23 protein-coding genes are annotated in these 19,106 nt (G+C 66.3%); 10 read left to right on the forward strand and 13 right to left on the reverse strand.

Going from position 1 to position 19,106, the window contains the following annotated elements:
• Positions 1-64 precede the first annotated feature (64 nt).
• Together ACFRAU_RS22845 and ACFRAU_RS22850 are read right to left on the reverse strand one after the other, a co-directional pair.
• Positions 65-580 (reverse strand): hypothetical protein, encoded by a 516-nt coding sequence (locus ACFRAU_RS22845; RefSeq protein ID WP_378001618.1) that lies wholly within the window; start codon positions 578-580, stop codon positions 65-67.
• 323 nt (positions 581-903) lie between these two features.
• Entirely contained in the window at positions 904-1,740 is an 837-nt protein-coding gene (locus ACFRAU_RS22850; protein ID WP_378001619.1) for an alpha/beta fold hydrolase, read from the reverse strand.
• A 142-nt stretch (positions 1,741-1,882) separates the two neighbouring features.
• On the opposite strand from ACFRAU_RS22850, the gene ACFRAU_RS22855 reads away from it, so the two are divergent.
• The 3 genes from ACFRAU_RS22855 to ACFRAU_RS22865 are packed head-to-tail and all read left to right on the forward strand — an operon-like array spanning position 1,883 to position 3,999.
• Entirely contained in the window at positions 1,883-2,929 is a 1,047-nt protein-coding gene (locus ACFRAU_RS22855; protein ID WP_378001620.1) for an LLM class flavin-dependent oxidoreductase, read from the forward strand.
• A gap of 41 nt (positions 2,930-2,970) precedes the next feature.
• Positions 2,971-3,702 (forward strand): DUF4386 family protein, encoded by a 732-nt coding sequence (locus ACFRAU_RS22860; RefSeq protein ID WP_378001621.1) that lies wholly within the window; start codon positions 2,971-2,973, stop codon positions 3,700-3,702.
• 51 nt (positions 3,703-3,753) lie between these two features.
• Complete coding sequence (locus ACFRAU_RS22865; protein WP_377996697.1) at positions 3,754-3,999, forward strand: hypothetical protein; 246 nt, start codon at positions 3,754-3,756, stop codon at positions 3,997-3,999.
• On the opposite strand, the gene ACFRAU_RS22870 is transcribed toward ACFRAU_RS22865, so the two are convergent.
• From ACFRAU_RS22870 to ACFRAU_RS22880, 3 genes are all read right to left on the reverse strand, one after another.
• Positions 4,000-4,665 (reverse strand): nucleoside/nucleotide kinase family protein, encoded by a 666-nt coding sequence (locus ACFRAU_RS22870; protein ID WP_378001622.1) that lies wholly within the window; start codon positions 4,663-4,665, stop codon positions 4,000-4,002. It lies immediately after the preceding gene.
• 56 nt (positions 4,666-4,721) lie between these two features.
• The gene (locus tag ACFRAU_RS22875; RefSeq protein ID WP_378001623.1) at positions 4,722-5,195 is read right to left on the reverse strand and encodes a sensor histidine kinase; all 474 of its coding nucleotides are present in this window, start codon (positions 5,193-5,195) and stop codon (positions 4,722-4,724) included.
• A 154-nt stretch (positions 5,196-5,349) separates the two neighbouring features.
• Positions 5,350-5,586 (reverse strand): hypothetical protein, encoded by a 237-nt coding sequence (locus ACFRAU_RS22880; protein ID WP_378001624.1) that lies wholly within the window; start codon positions 5,584-5,586, stop codon positions 5,350-5,352.
• A 142-nt stretch (positions 5,587-5,728) separates the two neighbouring features.
• Between ACFRAU_RS22880 and ACFRAU_RS22885 the strand changes: the two genes are divergently transcribed.
• Positions 5,729-6,343 carry a TetR/AcrR family transcriptional regulator gene (locus ACFRAU_RS22885; protein ID WP_377996701.1) on the forward strand — a complete coding sequence of 205 codons (615 nt, stop codon included), beginning with the start codon at positions 5,729-5,731 and terminating at the stop codon, positions 6,341-6,343.
• Positions 6,344-6,430: 87 nt separating this feature from the next.
• Here the strand turns inward: ACFRAU_RS22885 and ACFRAU_RS22890 are convergent, their stop codons facing one another.
• Positions 6,431-6,892 (reverse strand): hypothetical protein, encoded by a 462-nt coding sequence (locus tag ACFRAU_RS22890; RefSeq protein ID WP_378001625.1) that lies wholly within the window; start codon positions 6,890-6,892, stop codon positions 6,431-6,433.
• 373 nt (positions 6,893-7,265) lie between these two features.
• Here ACFRAU_RS22890 and ACFRAU_RS22895 point away from each other — a divergent pair, with 373 nt between their 5' ends.
• A complete protein-coding gene (locus ACFRAU_RS22895) occupies positions 7,266-7,802 on the forward strand; it encodes an Hsp20/alpha crystallin family protein (protein WP_378001626.1) in 537 nt (178 codons plus the stop codon).
• Positions 7,803-7,832: 30 nt separating this feature from the next.
• On the opposite strand, the gene ACFRAU_RS22900 is transcribed toward ACFRAU_RS22895, so the two are convergent.
• Complete coding sequence (locus ACFRAU_RS22900) at positions 7,833-8,576, reverse strand: ANTAR domain-containing protein (RefSeq protein ID WP_377996704.1); 744 nt, start codon at positions 8,574-8,576, stop codon at positions 7,833-7,835.
• A 288-nt stretch (positions 8,577-8,864) separates the two neighbouring features.
• On the opposite strand from ACFRAU_RS22900, the gene ACFRAU_RS22905 reads away from it, so the two are divergent.
• The gene (locus ACFRAU_RS22905) at positions 8,865-9,737 is read left to right on the forward strand and encodes an NAD-dependent epimerase/dehydratase family protein (protein WP_378001627.1); all 873 of its coding nucleotides are present in this window, start codon (positions 8,865-8,867) and stop codon (positions 9,735-9,737) included.
• An 83-nt stretch (positions 9,738-9,820) separates the two neighbouring features.
• On the opposite strand, the gene ACFRAU_RS22910 is transcribed toward ACFRAU_RS22905, so the two are convergent.
• The 3 genes from ACFRAU_RS22910 to ACFRAU_RS22920 all read right to left on the reverse strand — a co-directional run bounded on the left by ACFRAU_RS22910 (position 9,821) and on the right by ACFRAU_RS22920 (position 12,073).
• A complete protein-coding gene (locus tag ACFRAU_RS22910; protein ID WP_378001628.1) occupies positions 9,821-11,407 on the reverse strand; it encodes an alkaline phosphatase D family protein in 1,587 nt (528 codons plus the stop codon).
• Between the two features lie 133 nt (positions 11,408-11,540).
• Positions 11,541-11,738, reverse strand: coding sequence for a hypothetical protein (locus ACFRAU_RS22915; RefSeq protein ID WP_331575395.1), 198 nt, complete (start codon positions 11,736-11,738; stop codon positions 11,541-11,543).
• A gap of 113 nt (positions 11,739-11,851) precedes the next feature.
• Positions 11,852-12,073 (reverse strand): hypothetical protein, encoded by a 222-nt coding sequence (locus ACFRAU_RS22920; RefSeq protein WP_378001629.1) that lies wholly within the window; start codon positions 12,071-12,073, stop codon positions 11,852-11,854.
• A 153-nt stretch (positions 12,074-12,226) separates the two neighbouring features.
• Here ACFRAU_RS22920 and ACFRAU_RS22925 point away from each other — a divergent pair, with 153 nt between their 5' ends.
• Together ACFRAU_RS22925 and ACFRAU_RS22930 are read left to right on the forward strand one after the other, a co-directional pair.
• On the forward strand, positions 12,227-13,003 hold the full coding sequence (locus ACFRAU_RS22925) for a phosphatase PAP2 family protein (protein ID WP_378001630.1): 777 nt from the start codon (positions 12,227-12,229) through the stop codon (positions 13,001-13,003).
• Positions 13,004-13,008: 5 nt separating this feature from the next.
• Complete coding sequence (locus tag ACFRAU_RS22930) at positions 13,009-13,314, forward strand: MmcQ/YjbR family DNA-binding protein (protein ID WP_377996709.1); 306 nt, start codon at positions 13,009-13,011, stop codon at positions 13,312-13,314.
• 34 nt (positions 13,315-13,348) lie between these two features.
• Here the strand turns inward: ACFRAU_RS22930 and ACFRAU_RS22935 are convergent, their stop codons facing one another.
• The gene (locus tag ACFRAU_RS22935) at positions 13,349-14,941 is read right to left on the reverse strand and encodes an AAA family ATPase (RefSeq protein WP_378001631.1); all 1,593 of its coding nucleotides are present in this window, start codon (positions 14,939-14,941) and stop codon (positions 13,349-13,351) included.
• Positions 14,942-15,079: 138 nt separating this feature from the next.
• Between ACFRAU_RS22935 and ACFRAU_RS22940 the strand changes: the two genes are divergently transcribed.
• Complete coding sequence (locus ACFRAU_RS22940; protein ID WP_377996711.1) at positions 15,080-15,478, forward strand: VOC family protein; 399 nt, start codon at positions 15,080-15,082, stop codon at positions 15,476-15,478.
• A 59-nt stretch (positions 15,479-15,537) separates the two neighbouring features.
• Positions 15,538-17,091, forward strand: a complete 1,554-nt coding sequence (locus ACFRAU_RS22945) for a GH1 family beta-glucosidase (RefSeq protein ID WP_378001632.1) — start codon at positions 15,538-15,540, stop codon at positions 17,089-17,091.
• 35 nt (positions 17,092-17,126) lie between these two features.
• On the opposite strand, the gene ACFRAU_RS22950 is transcribed toward ACFRAU_RS22945, so the two are convergent.
• Both ACFRAU_RS22950 and ACFRAU_RS22955 read right to left on the reverse strand, forming a co-directional pair.
• Complete coding sequence (locus tag ACFRAU_RS22950; RefSeq protein WP_377996713.1) at positions 17,127-18,200, reverse strand: App1 family protein; 1,074 nt, start codon at positions 18,198-18,200, stop codon at positions 17,127-17,129.
• Between the two features lie 52 nt (positions 18,201-18,252).
• Positions 18,253-18,990, reverse strand: a complete 738-nt coding sequence (locus ACFRAU_RS22955) for a DUF72 domain-containing protein (protein ID WP_378001633.1) — start codon at positions 18,988-18,990, stop codon at positions 18,253-18,255.
• Positions 18,991-19,106 lie beyond the last annotated feature (116 nt).

Consider the following 19,106-nt stretch of genomic DNA (forward strand, 5'->3'; position numbering starts at 1 on the left):
GCACTTTCGTGCCGCCGTCGGCCTCCTGTTACCTAGGGGGTCTGCTTATAGCGATGTTCAATCTTTACTTGTGCCCGTTGTCGACGCGGATGTAGGCGGTGGGACTCTTGTCGAAGTCGGACGACCAGGAGGACCTCTTGGACCTGTCATTGTCCTTGAATTCGATCCTGACCGTATGGAACACCTTTACAAACTTGTCGTGGCGGTCCGCAGACACCCTCTCGTCGTTGACGATGTACTCGGTCCCGTCCACCCATACAGAATCGTCGACGTGTCCGATGCGCTTGACATCCCAGCGACCCTTTTCCTGGAACATCTTCTGGTTGAAGTAGACGCGCGTGCCCTTGTCGCAGTGGATCTTGAATGCGAAGTTGACACGGACGGACTTGCGGTCGTTCTTCCAGCCCCTCCCGTTGTCAGCGTGCGGCTTATAGGCCGTGACGCTGCAGTTGTCCCGCTTTGAGGTCTCTGCAGCTGAGGCCGGGGCGGCCATGGCGATCGGGCCGGCTAGCAGGCCCAGCGAAACAGTGGAAACCAACGCAAGCCGGGCCGACAGGCGGGACTTTGTTGGCGGAGTCATAGTCATTGTTGCTCCCGCGTTGTGTGTGTTCGGGCATCACTGGCCGATCACGTGACGCGTGGAGACCCATCAACCACTTATGTCCGCTTTATGATCGTCCACCCGGACTTGCCGGGTGGGCCTGGAACCGGATCCTTTTTCGACTGCAACAGCCGGGATCCGGTGTTCAAATTTTACCCCTGGAAGTGCGTGTCAACGCTTACTTTCAAAAATTGTCAACCGGTCGTGGTTGCTTTCAAGCCCTTGAACGGTAGCGAAAGTAGCCCGCCGAAGCGGCTGGCGTCGGGGTGGCCCGACGCCGGCTGCGCTCCTGTTGCGCCGGGCTACTTGCCCAGGAAGGCGAGCAGGGCCTCGTTGACCTCTGCCCCGTGGGTCCAGAGCAGGCCGTGCGGGGCGCCGTCGATCTCCACGTAGTCAGCCTCCGGCAGGGCCTTGCTGAACTCCCGGCCGGTGGCGTCGATCGGCAGGATGTTGTCCGCCGTACCGTGCACGATCAGTGCCGGGACGTCGATCTTCGGGATATCGGCGCGGAAGTCGGTGATCCAGGTGGGCTGCGCGGCCACCGAGGCGAACGCGCCGGAGCCGGCGGCGAGGTTCCAGCTGGCCCGGACGGACTCCTCGCTGAGCCGGGGCGTGCCCAGGAACGTGTCGCTGTTGTAGAAGTTCTTGAAGAACTCGGTGAAGAAGACGTAACGGTCGGCTTTCACTGCTTTGGCAAGGCCGTCGAAAACGGACCGCGGCACTCCCGTGGGGTTGTCGTCGGTCTGCAGGAGGTACGGTTCCAGCGATCCGAGGAAGGCGGCCTTGGCCACGCGGGCAGACCCGAACGTGGAAAGGTACCGGGCCACCTCGCCGGTTCCCATCGAGAAGCCAACCAGCACGGCGTCGTTGAGGTCCAGGGTGCTGAGGACGGTGTTGAGGTCGCCCGCGAAGGTGTCGTAGTCATAGCCGGTGGTGGGTTTGCTGGACTTGCCGAAGCCGCGGCGGTCGTACGTGATGACGCGGTAGCCGGCTTCCAGCAGGGCGGCGGTCTGCTTCTCCCAGGAGGATCCGTCCAGGGGGTAGCCGTGGATGAGGACAACAGCCTGCCCGGTTCCGTGGTCTTCGTAGTAGAGCTCGATGTCGGTGCTGTTTTCCTGTCCAACGGTGATGTAAGCCATGTCAGCATTCCCTTCGGTCTCGTGAGAACGGACGTCCTCAAACGGTGTTACCAACCTATCGGGATCGCGGTCCGGTGCGCGCGGCCTGTCACAGGGCGTAGCCTGCAGGAATGGCAGCAGGGACCGGGATGTTGTGCAGGGCATGAAACGAATTGGCTTTCTGTCGTTCGGCCACTACGGCCCGGTGCAGGGTTCCCGCACCAGGACGGCGCGTGATGCGCTGCTGCAGGGGATAGAACTGGCCGTGGCCGCGGAGGAGCTGGGGATCGACGGCGCGTTCTTCCGCGTGCACCATTTCGCGCGTCAGCAGGCGTCGCCGTTTCCGCTGCTCGCGGCGGCCGCAGCGCGAACCAGCCGGATTGAGCTCGGCACCGGGGTCATCGACATGCGCTACGAGAATCCGCTGTACATGGCCGAGGAGGCAGCGGCCACGGACCTCATCAGCGGTGGCCGGCTCCAGCTTGGCATCAGCCGAGGTTCACCCGAGCCCGCACGCAACGGCGCAGGGGCCTTCGGCTATGCGCCGCGGGAGGGCGAGACGGATGCCGACATGGCACGCCGGCATGCCGAGGAGTTCCGGCGGGCCATCGCCGGCGCCGGCGTGGTCGAAGCCGATCCGCGGTATGCCGGAGGGGCCACCGGGCTGCTGCCTGTCCAGCCACGCTCCGAGGGCCTGCCCGAGCGGATCTGGTGGGGCGCCGGCACCCGGAAGACGGCGGTCTGGGCGGCCGAGCGCGGGATGAACCTCATGAGTTCCACCCTGCTGACCGAGGATACCGGGGTGCCGTTCCACGAGCTCCAGGCCGAGCAGATCGCGATGTTCCGTGAGGCATGGGCGGCGGCCGGGCACCGCCGCGAGCCGCGGGTTTCGGTCAGCCGCAGCGTCCTGCCGCTGACCGATGACGAGGACCGGCAGTACTTCGGGCTGAGCGCCCTCCGCGAGGGCCGCGACCAGGTGGGCGCCCTTGACGGCACCCTGGCCCGCTTCGGCAAGAGCTACATCGGTGAGCCGGACGTCATTGCGGCGGAGCTCGCAGCCGACGCTGCGGTGCAGGCGGCGGACACACTCCTGCTCACCGTCCCGAACCAGCTTGGCGTGGAGTACAACGCCAAGCTGCTGGGAAACATCGCCCGCCACGTAGCCCCGCCCCTGGGATGGGCGCCGCGCGATATGCGGGAACAGGCGTAACCTACTGGCATTGAACGGCTCCTCCCAAGGCGGCGGTTTCCATGGACACGAATCACGTTCCTGCAGGCCAGAATTCCGACGGCGGCCCGGACCGCGACGGCGCCCCGGGCGTCCGTCGGCTGGCTGCCGTCCTGCTGGTGACCGGCGTCGTGGTGTCCTTCGCCGCCGGGGCACTGCATCCCGAAGGGGCGAATGCCAACGACCATGCTGCCTCTTTCGCCGAATACGCCCGCAGCGACCTGTGGATCGGCGTGCACCTGGGGCAGTTTGTGGGCATGGCAGTCCTCATCGGCGGGCTGCTGGTGCTGGGAACCGTGGCCGGCGGTGTGCCCGGACGCTCCGCCTGGGCGGCGCGGTTTGGCAACTGGGCGGCAGTCGCTTCGCTGGCAATCTATGGGGCGCTGCAGGCGGTGGACGGCGTGGCGCTGAAGCATTCCGTCGATGCCTGGGCTGCTGCCGAGGGGGCCGGAAAAGCCGTTCGCTTTGCGGCCGCGGAGGACATGCGCTGGCTGGAATGGGGGATGCGCAGCTACCAAAGTTTCGTGCTGGGTGCAGCCCTCATCCTGATTGGCGCCGCGGTGGGCAGCTCGCGCGGGTTTCCGCGGCCGGTGGGTTACCTCATGGGCCTGTCCGGGGCCGCCTACCTCGCGCAGGGGTGGATCATCGGAGCAGAAGGCTTCTCCGGCAGCAACACCGTGCCCACGCTTGCCGGCATTGCGCTCGTCCTGGTCTGGACGCTCTGGCTTCTGGCGAGCTCGCTGCGGCGATCCTAGGCGTGTGCCTAGACTGGGACCGACCGGCATTTCCCAGTGAGAGGCAGCGGCATGACCGACAGCAAACGCAATGCGGAAGAGCCCGGCGACCTTCGGGGCCCTGGCGACCCGGACGCCGTCGAACAGGAGCAGCCCCAGCCCCAGGCTGGCACGGCACGCAACATCCGTGAGGAACAAATGACACAGGCGGGCGGCACAGTGCCCGCCAGCTACGTGGGCAGCGGAACACCGGAGGGCGAACCCAAGCCCGAAGAAGCCGCCGGCGAATCCGGGCTGTGGGACGCCGGGGACAGATAGCTAGAGCCAGGGGATGATCCTGTCGGCGCGGGAACGCGTGGCTTCGATCAGGCGCGCATTGGCCGCGTCCGGTCCGTTGGCCCAGGCCTCGGCCGCAGCACGGTCCATGCCGAAGACCACGTGCCGTTCAACCAGGCGGGCAAGGCGCAACTCATGCGGTGTGTCGACGAACCACACCTCGTCCAGTTGTGCCCGCACCTGCCGCCAGCGTGGATCTTCGTTGAGGAGGTAGTTGCCCTCGGTGATGATGATGGGGACTGCGGCCGGAACGGCCAGCGATGCGGCCACCGGCTCATCGATTGTCCGCCGGAAGTCCGGCGCGTACACAACGTCCTCGTCCCGGCGCGCAAGCCGCTGAAGGAGCGAAAGGTAACCGCCGACGTCGAACGTGTCCGGTGCGCCCTTGCGCTGCCGCAGCGGGGTGCCGTCAATGATGGCATTGCCCAGGTGGAAGCCGTCCATGGGCACCACGAGGGCGGTATCGGAGCCGAGGGCGTCCGCGAGGCAGGCCGAGAAGGTGGACTTGCCGGACCCGGGGGAGCCAGCCACGCCGAGGAGAAGCCGCCTGCCGGAGGTCAGCCGGCTGCGCAGCTGGGCGACGGCCTGCTGGATTTCCGCGGATTCGAAAGCCCGGACGGACAGCGGCTCAACGTTTGGAAGGGTCATGCACAGCATCCTAGGCGAACCCGGTGGTGCAGGCGTGTGCGGCGATACGCGGAGAATCAGTCGAGCGGAATGGTGATGGTGATCGCCGTGCCGGTGCCGGGAGCCGAGGTGATGTCCACGGTCCCGCCCGCCTCCTGGACCGCCTGTGAAATGGTCCGCAGTCCGTGGCCGTTGACTTCTCCCGGCGCCTGCGGGTCCGACTCGAAGCCGGTGCCGTTGTCCGCGACCATGAGGCGGATGCCGTGGAAGACAGCGGCAAGCCGGACAGTCACATCCGTGGCGTCCGCATGCTTGAACGTGTTGCTCAGGGCTTCCCGCGCTGACTGGTAGAGCAGGGAAGCGCAGCCGGATGAGATCTCCACGCCGTGGTGGGGCGTCTCCCAGCGGACGCACGTACCCTGGCGGCGCAGGGGGACCGTGAGCCGGTCGATGCAGCCGGCCAGCCCCAGCCGGTAAAAGTCCAGCGGCTGACGGTCGGTGATGACACCGCCGACTTCGACGACTTCCTCGAGAGTTGCTGACTGGTTCATGGCGGCCCCCCGCTTCCTCGCGGTCCTCGTTGCATGCTTTCCCTGGAAGGATCGCTCCTCCAGGGGCTGATGCATTAAGGGTGGCGCCGGCCGATCAGGCTTGCCGCAGATTTACCCCGGGATCCAATCAAGTTTCCGCAAGATGTTGCGAAAACTACTGGAGCATTGTCCACGGCTGAAGTGAGTGCTGCGGATACGTCACGGCGTCGGCGGCGTCGAGCACCTCCAGCGCGGTCATGTGCGCGGCCGCCGCGACTTCACGGATCGGCTTGCCGTGGGTTACGGCCGCCGCAACTGCACTCTGCAGGCTTGCGGCCGCGGGGTCATGCTCTACTGCTGCGGATTCCAGCGTAGCTGCGGCCTCTTCCACGGCGCGGATGTCGTCGTCCATCGGTACCCTCCTGTTTCTGCTCCATTGCAGTGACGCCTTGGCTCTGGGAGCTGCAACTGCTCCCCGGACGAAGTGTCATGTTCCTAAAACAATAAGACAGACAGGTCTGTCTCTGCCAGTCCCAAGGTACACTGATTCTCTAATGAGTGCTCCTGATGCAACCGGGGATGCCTTGCTGCCTGAAGAGGTGCGTACCGGCCATAGTGAACCAGTTGACCGGATCCTGGCCACTGCCTACGAGCTTTTCTCCCACCGCGGTGTCCGCGACGTCGGAATCAACGAGCTGATCGAGCGGTCCGGAGTGGCTAAGTCCACGTTTTACCGTCACTTCCCGTCCAAGGACGCACTGGTTCTGGCATTCCTGGCACTCCGCGACCAGGTATGGACCGTGGACCTGATTGTCTCCGAGGCCAGGCGCCGGGGAACCACGCCCGAAGGGCGCCTGCTGGCCATCTTCGACGTCTTCGGCGACTGGTTCCAGCGGGACGATTTCGAGGCGTGCACCTTCATCAATGTCCTCCTTGAGATGGGTCCCGGGCATCCGCTGGGTGAGGCCAGCATCGGCTACCTCGCCAGGATCCGCGGCCACATCCAGGCGCTCGCCGAGGAGGCGGGCCTGGACCGCCCCGACGAATTCGCCCGCTCCTGGCACATCCTGATGAAGGGCTCCATCATTTCGGCGACCGAAGGCGACTTCCTCGCCAATAAGCGGGCGCAGCAGATGGCCGGCTGGCTGATCGCGCACCACCGGAGCTGACCCGGCCGGTTGAGCTAACGGCCGCCTAAGCCGACGCCGTCGGTGGCCACAACTGCCGCACAGGTCCCCGGCCGCCGTCGGACTTCTTCAGTCGAGCCGCAGAAGGTTCCGCAGCGGAGCCGGGAGCCACTTCGGGCTCGGCCCGCCGTCGTTGTTTTCACCACCCTCCATGAACGGCTCCGCGGTGCCGGCCGCGAAGTAGTCTCCGCCCGCCGGGAGGCAGTCACCCGCCGGAGGGTTGCCGGCGCCCGTTGCCGGCAGGCAGGCGTTCTCGCTCAGGTGGCACAGCAGGGCCTGCTCGGGGGACCCCGGATGCGAGGCCAGGTGCTGCAGCAGCCGGCCCCGGGCTTCCGACTGGATATCCGTGGTGGCGAGGATGTCCAGGATGAGTTCGATGACCTGGGCGCGCATCACGGTCCGGTCAATCGACCTCAGGGAATCAGTGCAGAAGACCTCCAGCGCATCCGCTGAATCCTGGGTGCATCTTGCCGGCTCGGTGGCAGTCGTCAGCCATTCGGGCTCAGCAGGGGTGGGGACGTCAGCGCCCATCGGAACCTCCGGAAAAGTTCGCGTTTTCCTCCAGCTTCTTCACTGCGTTCTTCATCGCGGGTCCTCCATTGGCGGCATGATTCTTGCATGGTGCCAATGTGCGGCAGGCCTCCTGTGAAAAGCTCGGCCCGGGGACCCCTCGATGGGAACGCTACGGGCGGAAATAGGGGGGTCCGTTCCCGGTTTTTCACAAGGAAACTCTCAGGATTCGTTGGGGGTGGGGTGCCGGAAGCCGGTTGGTTCGTGCCGCGGCAGGCGAAGTGACCAGCGCCTTAACATGCGTTCTGCAAGAGCGTAGCTTTGTTGGTGTTGGGACGCGTTCCGGTCCTCCGCATCCTGCAATGGGGCCGGAAGCTGACAGGAGGTAACAGCGATGACCAACATATTCAGGCGTGCCGGCGTCGACATCCCGGAGCCCTTCCGCCGTTTCCTCGAGGGGGATCTTGACGCCTGGCTGCGCGTGGAGGAATACCGTGAGGCCGGCTCCCTGGTGGTAAGGGCAGAAGCGCCGGGTATCGATCCTGACAATGACGTCGACATCACCCTCGCCGGAAGCCAGTTGCAGATAACGGTCCGCCGTGAAGAACAGCCTGAGCGCAAGGAAAAGGAAGGGTACCGCTCGGAATTCCGCTTCGGCACGTTTTCGCGGACCGTAAGCCTCCCTGCCCCGGTGAACCAGGAGGATATCCGGGCGTCTTACACCGACGGCGTTCTGGAAGTGCGCGTTCCGTTGGCCGAGGAGCACGCTGCGGGTGGCCACAAGATCCGCGTCTCCCGCGGTGCCGGAACCAGCGGTGCCGGAACCAGCGGTGCCGGATCGGGCGGTGCCGGAACCAGCGGTGCCGGAACCGAGGGCACTGCACGGACTATGGGGCAGGAGCCCGAAGGGCAGAGTTTTGGTGGCCCCTAGGCTCTGCTGGCCCCTGGTCCGGCGGCGGGCTCAGCCCTCGTAGTGCGTCCTCGCCGGGCCCTGGCCGAGGGAGTCAACGATCGACGTCGCAATGCTGTGCAGCTTGATGTTGCGGGTACTCGACGCTGCCTTGAGCAGGTCGAAGGCTTCCTCCTGGCTGCACCGGTTCTGGGCCATGATCACCCCGACGGCGACGTCGATGACGGTCCGGGTTTCCAGCGTGGCCTTGAGGTTGGCGGCAGCGTCGCTGTAGTGGGCGAAGCGCACGGCCAGACGCAGGGCCATGGAGGTCTGGCTGACGAAGTCCTGCGCCAATTCCAGGACGCGGCCCTCGAAACGGCCCGGACGGTGTGAGTAAAGGTTCAGGGCAGCCTTGGTTTCGCCTTCGAGGACGAACGGGATGGCGAGGATGGAGCGGACGCCCTGCCCCAGCACCTTCTCCGCGTAGCTGTTCCAGCGGTCGTGCTTTTTGAGGTCGGTGATGTGGATGGTGACCTGGTCGCGCGACGCCGTCATGCAGGGGCCGTCGCCGAAGTCGTACTGGATTTCGTCCATGGCCTGCGCCTCGGGGCTGCTGCTCGCCACGGTTGCTGCCTTGCGGTGCCGCAGCAGGGTCACGCCGCAGAGGACTTCGTCGCCGGGTTCGGACAGGCTGCGTGCGGAAATCCGGGCAAGTTCGTGGAGGAATTCGCCCACGTCGGAGCTGGTGAGCACAAGCTCGTTGAGGTGCTCCGTGAATGAGGTTTCAGGTTTTGCGGTCGACTCGCTGGCCACGATCTTTCGGTACCGTTTCGCTCAGGTCAAGACGAACCGGCGGGCGCAGCGCAGGGGACCCCGTGGCCGGGGCGGTAGCAGCAAGCATGGTGCCGGATCGAACAACAATCCAACGGCCTTCTGCTAAACCGTACCGGGAAAATATACACCAGTTCGGCTCGCGCCATGACCGCGGTTACAGGCGCGGGCCCTAGGCTGGGGGAAAGGTGCCGGGCGGCGGAAGCCGCTCTGGCCATCGGAGCACGGCCGCCCGGGCCAGGGCCGGCCAATCAACAGGAGGAGGCCGCGGTGAGAATTGCCGTAACGGGAGGCAGTGGAAAGCTCGGACGGAACGTGGTCCGCAGGCTTGTGGCGGACGGGCATGCTGTCCTCAACCTGGACCGGACAGGCAGCCGGAGCCCACAGTTCGCCACCGTGGATCTGCGTAATTACGGGCAGGTTGCCGACGTCATCCTGGGCCTGGATGACCGGCACCAGGGCTTTGACGCGATCGTCCATCTGGGCGCCATCCCGGCTCCGGGCCTGGTGCCGGACGCCGCAACGTTCGAAAACAACATGCTCTCCACCTACAACGTGTTCCAGGCGGCCCGCAGGGCCGGCATCAAGAAAATCGTCTACGCCTCCAGCGAGACGGTGCTGGGACTGCCGTTCGACGTCGACCCTCCCTATATCCCGGTGGACGAGGAATATCCGGCCCGCCCGGAGAGCACCTACTCGCTGGTGAAGCATCTGGAGGAGCAGATGGCGATCCAGATGACGCGCTGGGACCCGGAGCTGAGTATCGTTGGCCTCCGGTTCTCCAACGTCATGGATCCTGAGGACTACGAGGAGTTTCCATCCTTTGACTCGGACGCCACCCTGCGCAAGTGGAACCTCTGGGGCTACATCGACGCGCGAGACGGTGCCCAGGCGGTGGCACGCGCGCTGGAATACGGCGCACCAGGGTTCGAGGCCTTCATCGTCGCCAACGAGGACACCGTCATGAGCCGCTCCAGTGCCAGCCTGGCGGAGGAGGTGTTCCCGCGGGTGACGGTGACCAAGGAGCTGGGCGAGCACGAGACCCTGCTGTCCATTGACAAGGCCAAACGGCTCCTCGGCTACGCGCCGGAACACAGCTGGCGGAACTACCACTCCAATCGGACGACGCCCACCGAGGACTGACCACCCACCGACGCTGAGCGCGAACGAACACTTGAGGCCGGGGCTTAAGTGTGCGTTCGCGCTGAGCCGACGAAGCCGGGTTGTTAGGCGCGGGGCTGCAGGCCGGGCACGCCGTCGTCGATCCGGAAGGACGCCTTGGTGCTGACCGCCGACCCCGGCGTGTTGACGTAGTCCAGCACGCGGAAGTCAGCCGACAGGGAGTCCTTAGTGATCGTGGTCCGGACGTAGCCGCGCTGGTCGTTGTAGAACTTCAGGTGCTTGTTCCAGGCCATGGTGGGATCGCTGACGGAGCCAGTCCCGTTGCCGGTGGACGTGACGGAGGTGCACACCAGTTCCGAACCGACAACCGGTGCGTCCGGGTTCTTGTAGTCCACTTTGACGTCGTTGGCCCAGTTGCGGTGGACGTCACCGGTCAGCACGACGGCGTTGCGCACCTTCGCGTCCACCCAGCCCTGGGTGATCCGACGGCGGGAGGACGCGTAGCCGTCCCAGCCGTCCATGGACATGTCGTCGATATCGGCAGCCTGGTCGCGGTCGCGCTCGGCGAAGAACACCTGCTGGCCCAGGAGGTCCCAGCGCGCTTTGGACTTCCGGAAGCCGTCCAGCAGCCACTGCTCCTGCTGGGCTCCCGTGATGGTCCGGTCCTCGGCCAGGCGCTCCTGGACGTTTTTCCGCCAGCCGTCCCCGGCCAATTGGTCGTCACGGTACTGCCGCGTGTCCATCATGTGGAAGTTGGCGAGCTGGCCCCACTGCACCGTGCGGTAGATTTTCATGTCCGCGCCCGAGGGCATGGACGGCGCGCGAAGCGGCATGTTCTCGTAGTACGCCTGGAACGCGGCAGCCCGGCGCTTCCTGAAGTTGGCGGCCGTGTCGTTCAGCTGGGCCGGGTCCGCATTCTCCGGCACCTCGTCCGCCCAGTTGTTGTCCACCTCGTGGTCGTCCCAGACCACCAGCCACGGCGCGGCGGCGTGCGCCGCCTGGAGGTCGGCGTCGGCCTTGTACTGTGCGTGGCGCTGGCGGTAGTTCTCCAGCGTCACCGTCTCCGGGCCCTCGTGGTCGCGGACGTTACCGCCACCGGTCACGTAGGACCCCTTCTTGTACTCGTACTGGTAGTCGCCCAGGTGGAGGACCAGGTCCGGCTGGTCCTCGGCGAGGCGGCGGTAGGCCGTGAAGTAGCCGTGCTCGTACTGGGCGCAGCTGGCGAAGGACATGGCCAGCGTGGCTGGCGTCTCGTACCAGGCCGGGCTGGTCAGGGTGCGGCCAACAGCGCTGATGTGGCGGCCGGCGCGGAAGCGGTAGAAGTACTCGCGGCCCGGCTTCAGACCGCGGAGTTCGGCGTGCACTGAGTGGGCGCCCTCCGGTACCGCCCGCTCCACACCGCGCTGGACCACCCTGCGCATGGCGGGGTCCTCCGCCACCTCCCAGGCCACGGTGACCACGCGCGAGGGCATGCCGCCCAGTCCGTCGTCCGCGAGCGGGTTGAGGGCCAGGCGCGTCCAGATGACAAAGCCGTCGGGCCAGGGGTCACCGGACGCGACTCCGAGGGTGAAGGGGTCGGTGGGGAGGCTCGCTTCTGCTGTCCGGGGATCGGCGACGGCGGTGCCGGGCAGTGCGATAACGAGGCCGGCACCGAGGCTGCTGGTGATGAGTGTTCTGCGGGTGATGTCCATGGCCCCGAACCTAACGGGGCAGCTTGGACAGGCGAGGACGCGCGCGTGAATCGCGAGTGAACGGTAACACGCCGTCAGGCGAAGGGCCGTGCGGCAGAGGGCCGCGGCCTGGACAGGCGCGCTTACCTGGTAACTACTTGGATGGCTGGGGCACTTCGCAGGTCAGCTTCGGGTTGGCGCCCATGTAGTTCAGCGGTCCGGCGGCGATGGTGATCGCCACGGTTCCGGCCTCCGTGCAGGAGTCCGGAGAGCCGCTGAAGTAGCCCCGCTGAAACGCGGCGAACACGCCGACGATGAGCCAGATGACCACAAGCGTTCCGATGATCCTCACGGCAGCCTCCGTAGCCCCGTTGCCACTTCAATGTGTGACTAATTATCCACCGTGCCTGTCATTCCGGACAGGGCTACCGGAACGGGTCTATCGGTTCTGCCGGGCGGCCCCGGTCAGCTGGGTTCGGTGGTGTCCACCGGAGTTTCCTCGACGTCCGGGGTGTCCTCGGCGGTGGCTATCTGATCGTCGCTCGGGGCGGTGGCACCCAGGCTGCCCGTCCCCTCCTCCGGTTCGAAGGTGTTCGGTTCGCCGGCCCCCACGGCAACGCCTTTGTCGGCGTTTGGGACGCCGTCGCCGGTCTGCTGACGGTCCTGGCCGGTTTCTTCAGTGCTCATGCTGTCTCCTGGGACCTAGTGGGGCTGGAAGTTTTACCGTAACAGCGGGGGATGGCATCCGTAAGGGGGCTTAGGATTTTCCGCCGCCGGACCCGGAACGGGGATAACCTTCAGTTCTAGGCAGTTTCCCTCAGCGCACAGGCGGGCTTTCAGGTGGCAGCAGAATCAGCAGGCAAGCAGAGCCGGTGGCGGGTTTTCCACGACAAGTTTGTGGTCGAAGAGCGCTACATGGAACCCGGCGCCAGGAAGGGCCTGTACGTGACGGCGATCGTCCTGGCTGCGGTAGGGGCTGGCGTCTTCTTCCTGGCTCTCGCAGGTGTTCAGGGTCATGACGGGCTGGCCAGTGCTGATGACGCGTCATGGAGGTGGCTCCTGACCACGCGCACACAGCTGCTGACTGTGGTGATGATTGTCCTGGCTGTCATCTTCGGGCCCATAGCGCTGCCCATCATCGTCCTCGTTGTCACGGTGGCATGGGGCATCCTGGCGAAGCATGCCTGGCGGCCGATTCTGCTGGCGGCGGCAATGTTGACCGGCGTGGGACTGGCGCAGCTCATCGGCAGGGCGGTCGACAGGCACCGCCCTCCGGTGGACCAGATGCTGTTCGGCGCAGACCACACCTTTTCCTTTCCGTCGGGCCACGTCCTGGGCGCGTCTGACTTCCTGCTGATAACGGCGTTCCTGATCTTTTCCCGCCGCCGGAAACCAAAGACAACGGTGATTGGTTTTGTCTGCGCCATCATCGGAGTAATCCTGGCCTCCGTCAGCCGGCTGTACCTCGGCTACCACTGGGTGAGCGATGCCGTGGCTTCCGTTGCGCTCTCGCTGGTGGTGCTCGGTGCTGTGATTGCCGTGGACACCTGGCGCACCGCCCGCGTGCCCGGCGAGCGGGTTACCGGAGAGCTGTCCAAAGCAGATTCACCGGACTGACCTCCGTGGCCTCCGAAGCCGATGTCCGCAGGATCTGCCTTGCGCTGCCGGGCGTGACCGAGCGCGCCAGCTGGAACCAGCCGGCCTGGTTCGCCAAGACCCTGATGGCCCGTATGTGGGAGACGGGCGTGCTTACGGTCAAGACCGCGGAGCGCGAGGCTCTGGCTGGAACGGATCCGGAGACGTACTTCTGGACACCGCACCATGAGCGGTCGCCGCAGTTGGTCCTGGTCCGGCTTTCAAGGGTCGACGGCGATGAACTCGCCGAGCTGCTCGAGGACTCCTTCGTGCTCGCAGGCGGCCGGCTTTAGCGGGCCGTTTTAGTCCTCCGCGCGTGCGCTGCCCTTAGGTGCCCGGACCGTCGAAGCCGACGCTGCCAAAGTCTTGGCCGTCTGACCCGGGGCCGTCCGACCCGGGGCCGTCCGATCCGTGGCCGGGGAAACCGGGCCCGGGAAAGCCCTGCCCAGGGAAGAAGCCCGGCCCGGGGAAGAAGCCGTGTCCGCCAAACCCATGCTCCGGGAAGCCGGGGCCGCCGAATCCGCCCTGCCCGTCCCCGCCGCCGGCGGGGCCGCTGCCCAGCAGGCTCCTGGTGAGCGTCTCGCCGTCGGCCATCAGTTCTTCCACCGCCCCGAGAAGGTGGCTGTCCGAGACAGGGGTGCCCTCCAAAGCGGCACGCACGACGGCCCGGCGGACGAGTTCGCGCGCGAACGATGCCGTGGTTCCTTCGGTGCGGGCGGCGGCGTCCCGGACAGCGTCCGTGCTGAACGGAATCCCGCGGGCATACAGCGTCACAAGCCCGATGCGTTCGTCCAGGGCTGGCAGCGGAATATCCACGGCAAGGTCAACGCGGCCAGGGCGCTGGGCGAGGGCCCGCTCGAGCATGTCCACGCGGTTGGTGGTGAGGACGAAGGCGACGTCGGCATCGTGGTCCAGGCCGTCCATGGCATCGAGCACCTCGAACAGCAGCGGCTGCGGCCCGTGCCCGAAGCTCCGGTCCTCGGCGATCAGGTCGCAGTCCTCAAGCACCACGACGGAAGGCTGCAGTGCCCGGGCCATGGCGGCCGCCTCGGAAATCCTGGCCAGGGAACCTCCGGACAGCAGCACCGCTGTGATGCCCGCGCTCTGGCTCAGCAGGTAGCGCACCGTATGGGTCTTGCCCGTGCCGGGTTGGCCGTACAGCAGGATGCCCCGTTTGAGGTGCTGGCCGTACTCTTTCAGCGACTCCCGGTGCTCGGCGATGCCAAGGGCGTGATCGGCCACCTTCCGGAGCAGCCCTTGCGGCAGGATGACGTCGGTGGCTGTGAGTTCGGGCCGCGCGTGGAACGTCACGCCGCCGCTGCTGGGACCGTACTCGCCCATGACCAGGGAAATGACCTGGCCTTTCAGGATGCTGCCGCGCTGCATTCGCCTGCCGAACTCCGCCAGGAAGTCCGCCGCGTTGTTCGCGTCCGCAGCCAGGACCTCGAGGCACGCCGTTTGCCGCCCGTAGCGCGGGGCCGCGTCACGCTGCAGGACCGCAACAGGGCCGCCCGCGTGCCGGAACAGCCACAGACCCAGCGCCACGGCCTGCCGCTGTTCGTCAGGGCCCACGGCAAGGTTGATGTAATCAGGCTGGGACAACGGGAACTGCGGGAAAAACTGCGACTGCTGCAGCATGTCGCTCAGCGACTGGTGGTGGCGCTGGTCGCCGCCGCCGATGCCCACCAGCCGGAACTCCGGATCCTCGCCGGCGAGTTCGGCCATCAGGATGTCGGCGTCCACGAAACGGTGCGCCGGCACCTCTTCCACCACCACCGCGAGTGATTCGGCCGGCACCGCCAGATGCTCGGTGATGGTCGTCAGCAGCTGCGTGCCGGCCTTGACGCGGTGCTGGCCGGACTGCGCGATCTCCACCAGCTGCGCGAAATCGTCGATGAACTTCCCCAATTTTTCATCCATGCCGCAGACCCTACCAGCGGTGGTCAAGGGGCCCTCGTCAGCGGCCCCGGCGTGTGCCATTCTGGGAGGTACCGCAGTCCGGAGGTGCCGCAGTCAGCCAGGCCTGCCGGAGGACTCGAGCCATCGAAGGAGAAGGCCATGTTTGCGCCCAAGGGTTCGTTTTCCAGCTTCAGCGTCGACGACGTGGCGCGCGCCAGGGACTTCTACGGGCAGACGCTGGGCCTGGCCGTGTCCGACGGTGCGATGGGCACGCTGGAGCTGTCCATGCCCGAGGGGCACACGATTTTTGTCTACCCCAAAGACAACCACGAGCCGGCCACGTTCACCGTCCTGAACCTGGTGGTGGACGACGTCGAGGCTGCCGTTGATGAGCTCAACGCGGCAGGCGTCCAGACCAGGATCTACGACGATCCCAACCTGCCTACGGACGAAAAAGGAATAGCCCGGGGGATGGGCCCGGACATCGCCTGGTTCAAGGACCCGGCCGGCAACGTGATTTCCGTGATCAACCCGGGCAGCGCAGCACCCGGGGAGTAGAATTCGGCAATCTGAAGTTTCGGCCCACCGGCCGCTGACAACATCACAGAGGTCCAGCGATGCATCGTTCCGCCAAAGAATTGGCCGCCATGGTTCCGACGGGATTCACCCTGGGGGTGGCTATGGCCGCGTTTCAGATTGAAGGGGCGCTCGACGAGGACGGCCGCGGACCTGCCGGCTGGGACGTCTTCGCGGCACGGCCCGGGACCATTGTTGACGGCCACAGCCCCGCGGTGGCGTGCGACCACTACCACCGCATGCCCCAGGACGTGGCCCTGATGAAGGAACTGGGCATCGATTCCTACCGGTTCTCGCTGGCGTGGCCCCGGATCCAGCCGGACGGGCGCGGAGCGGTGAACCGGGCCGGACTGGACTTCTACGACCGCCTGCTGGATGAACTGCTGGCCAATGGGATTTCGCCTATGGTCACGCTCTACCACTGGGACACGCCGCTGGCTCTCGAAGAGGACGGCGGCTGGCTCAACCGGGACACCGCCTACCGGTTGGGGGAGTTCGCCGCCATCGCCGCGGCCGCGTATGGCGACCGGGTGGCGCGCTGGGTAACCATCAACGAACCCGCCACCGTGACCACCAACGGCTACGCCCTTGGCATCCACTCCCCGGGGAAGGCCGACTTTGCCAACGGCCTGCCCACCGTGCACCACCAGCTGCTGGGCCATGGCCTTGCCCTGCAGGCTCTGCGGGCCGCCAAGGTGCCCGGCGAAATCGGCATGACCAACGTGTACTCGCCCGTGGTGCCCCACTCAGGCAACCCCCTCGACTGGATGAGCGCTGGAGCGATGGACATTGCGCAGAACCGGCTTTACGCGGACCCCGTGCTCACCGGGAAATATCCGGACCTCATTCGCCTCGGGAAGTTCTTCTCGTCCTTCGACCACCCCGACGAGGACATGGCCATCATCTCCCAGCCGCTGGACTTCTACGGGCTCAACTACTACATGCCCACCCGCGTGGCTGCCGGCGGCGGTGACAGCCCCGTTCCGGCGGCCATGGCTGAGGCGATGGGGGATGACCTCAGGGACGCCACGCCCGGAGCCCCGCTGCACATTGAGCCGTGGCCGGACACCGAAACCACTGCCTACGGGTGGCCCGTGAAGCCCGAGTATATGGCCGTGGCGCTTAAGGAAATGGCCGAGCGGTACCCGAATCTTCCGCCGGTGATCATCACGGAGGGCGGGGCGAGCTTTGTCGACGTCATAGTCCGGGACAAGTCGACGAAGCGGGTCTTTGTTCCCGATGAGCGGCGGCTCAGGTACCTTTCGGACCACATTGAAACGGCCCTTCGGGTCACGGCCCCCGGCGGCGCGGCCGAGAAGATCGACCTGCGCGGCTATTACGTCTGGACTTTCATGGACAACTTCGAGTGGTCCGGCGGCTACAAGCAGCCGTTCGGTCTGGTGCACGTGGATTTCGAGACGCAAGTGCGCACGCCGAAGGCCTCCTTCTACTGGTTCCAGGAACTGCAGGAGGAACGGAAGCTGGCAGCCTCGGCGGATGCCGCCGTCGCCGCAGCGGCAGCGGGGCCGGACGGCCCGCTGACGGACGCAGGGATGTCCGACGGCGGCATGTCCGACGGCGGTCCGGTCACCTAGGGCGGCAGTTAGGTTCCCGGAGGCAGCCCAGGCCCCTAAAGCAGTTCGAGCTCCCGGAGCTGGCGGGCTATGCCCGCGCCGTCGGGCGAGTAGATCCAGGGCACCGTCGAGGCGCTGTGGTCGCCGTCTTCGGAGTGGCCGCCGGCGAAGACGGCCTCACTGACGGACAGCTGCCGGATGGCGATGGCCGCGACCTTGTCCGCGTTGTGCTGCGTGAACTGCGAGTAGATCTGCTCGTCGTGCTGGCCGTTGTCGCCAATCAGCAGCCAGCGCACGTGCGGGAATTCCGCAGCCAGCCTTTCAAGGTTGCGGCGCTTGTGTTCCTGGCCGCTGCGGAACCAGCGGTCCTGGGTCAGCCCCCAGTCCGTCAGCAGCAGCGGTCCGGCCGGATACATGTTCCGGGTCAGGAACCGTGCCAGGGTGGGGGCTGCGTTCCAGGGGCCCGTAGAAAGATAGATGACCGGCGCGTCGGGATGCTCGACGGTGAGCCGGTCCAGCAGAACTGCCATGCCCGGGGTGGCCATCCTGGCCCGCTCACTCAGCACAAACGTGTTCCAGAGCGCCAGGAACGGCCGGGGCAGTGCCGTGACCATGACGGTGTCGTCGATGTCGGAGACGATGCCGAACTTTGTGTCCGGGGCGATGACAAAAATGCTGGCTTCCACCGCTTCGGTGCCCGCGGAGCGGAGGACGGCGGTGTGCCGGCCCGGGGGGAGGGACACCGGGATATCGATGTCCACCAGCCCGCCGCGGTCGGCCTTGACCTTCGTCACTGTTCCGCCGATCTCGATCTCCAAGTCGGAGCCGGGAATGGGAACGCTGGTGAAGGCGCGCCAGCCGCGCACATTCTCGGTGCCGTTCCGGGCGGCATGATCGGCGCGGCTGCCGGGCACGGGCTTGCTGGCCAGGACCACACGGCCCAGGACCCGGACCCACTCGGTGGACCCGTAGCCCTGGTAGGCGATGGTCTTGGGTTCGAACTTCCAGCGCCGGGCGACCTTCAGTCGCGCCGTGTTGATCGCATCCGAGAGCCGGTGGGCCAGCCGGAAGACTCGCGTCCCTGACAAACTCGTCCCCGACAACGGTGATTCCTGTGACGCCATGTCCATGCCTTCACTCTGCCACAGGGCAGCAGCCCACGGGCTGCCCGCCTGCGCTCTGTTACTCGCCGCCGTCTCCCAGCATGCCGCGCAGGGTGGCGGCATTACGCACGGCGTTGCCGCCGCCGTCGTTGTTGAAATACGCGAACACTTCCCGTCCCGAACTGCGCCACTCCCGGATCCTGTCCGCCCACCAGCCCAGTTCCCCGTCCGAGTAGGAGCCGCCGTACAGGTACTGGTGGTCGGGCCCGTGCAGCCTGACGTAGACGAACGGGGCGGTGGCCTGCAGGTTGCAGGGCAGATTGGCGCCGCTCATGACGGTATATGCGGCCCGGTGACGTTCCAGCAGGCTGTACACCTCCGGCTGCTCCCAGCTCGGATGCCGGAACTCCACGGCCACCCGGATCCACTCGGGCATGGCGCCGAGGAAATAGTCCAGACGGGCGTCATCCCTCGCCATGCCGGGAGGCAGCTGGACCAGCAGCACCGCGCGCTTGTCGCCGAGCTCGTGCCAGCACCGCGAGATCCGTTCGATCCAGACTTCCGGGCCGTACAGTTTCTTGGCGTGGGTGAGCCCGCGCGGGGCTTTGACGGACAGGGCAAAACCGGGCGGCAGCCTGGTCCGCCAGCCGGCGAACGTGGTGTCCCGCGGCCAGCGGTAGAAGCTGGCGTTCAGCTCCACCGTGCTGAAGCGTGCCACGTAGTGCTGCAGCCTGTCCCTGGTGGGAAGCCCGGGCGGGTACAGCACATTTTCCCAGTGGTCGTAGCTCCAACCGGACGTGCCGATGTGGATGTTCACCCGACTATCCACAAAGGGCTCCACTTCCGCCCGTCGCGCCGGCAACGCCGGGTGGCTGGGCAGCTGATTGGGTAATGCCGACTGGGCAATGCCCACTGGTCAAGTCTCCGGCGGCC

Origin of the sequence: Arthrobacter sp. NPDC056691 (assembly GCF_042791415.1) — a bacterium.
In the GTDB taxonomy this organism is placed as follows: domain Bacteria; phylum Actinomycetota; class Actinomycetes; order Actinomycetales; family Micrococcaceae; genus Arthrobacter.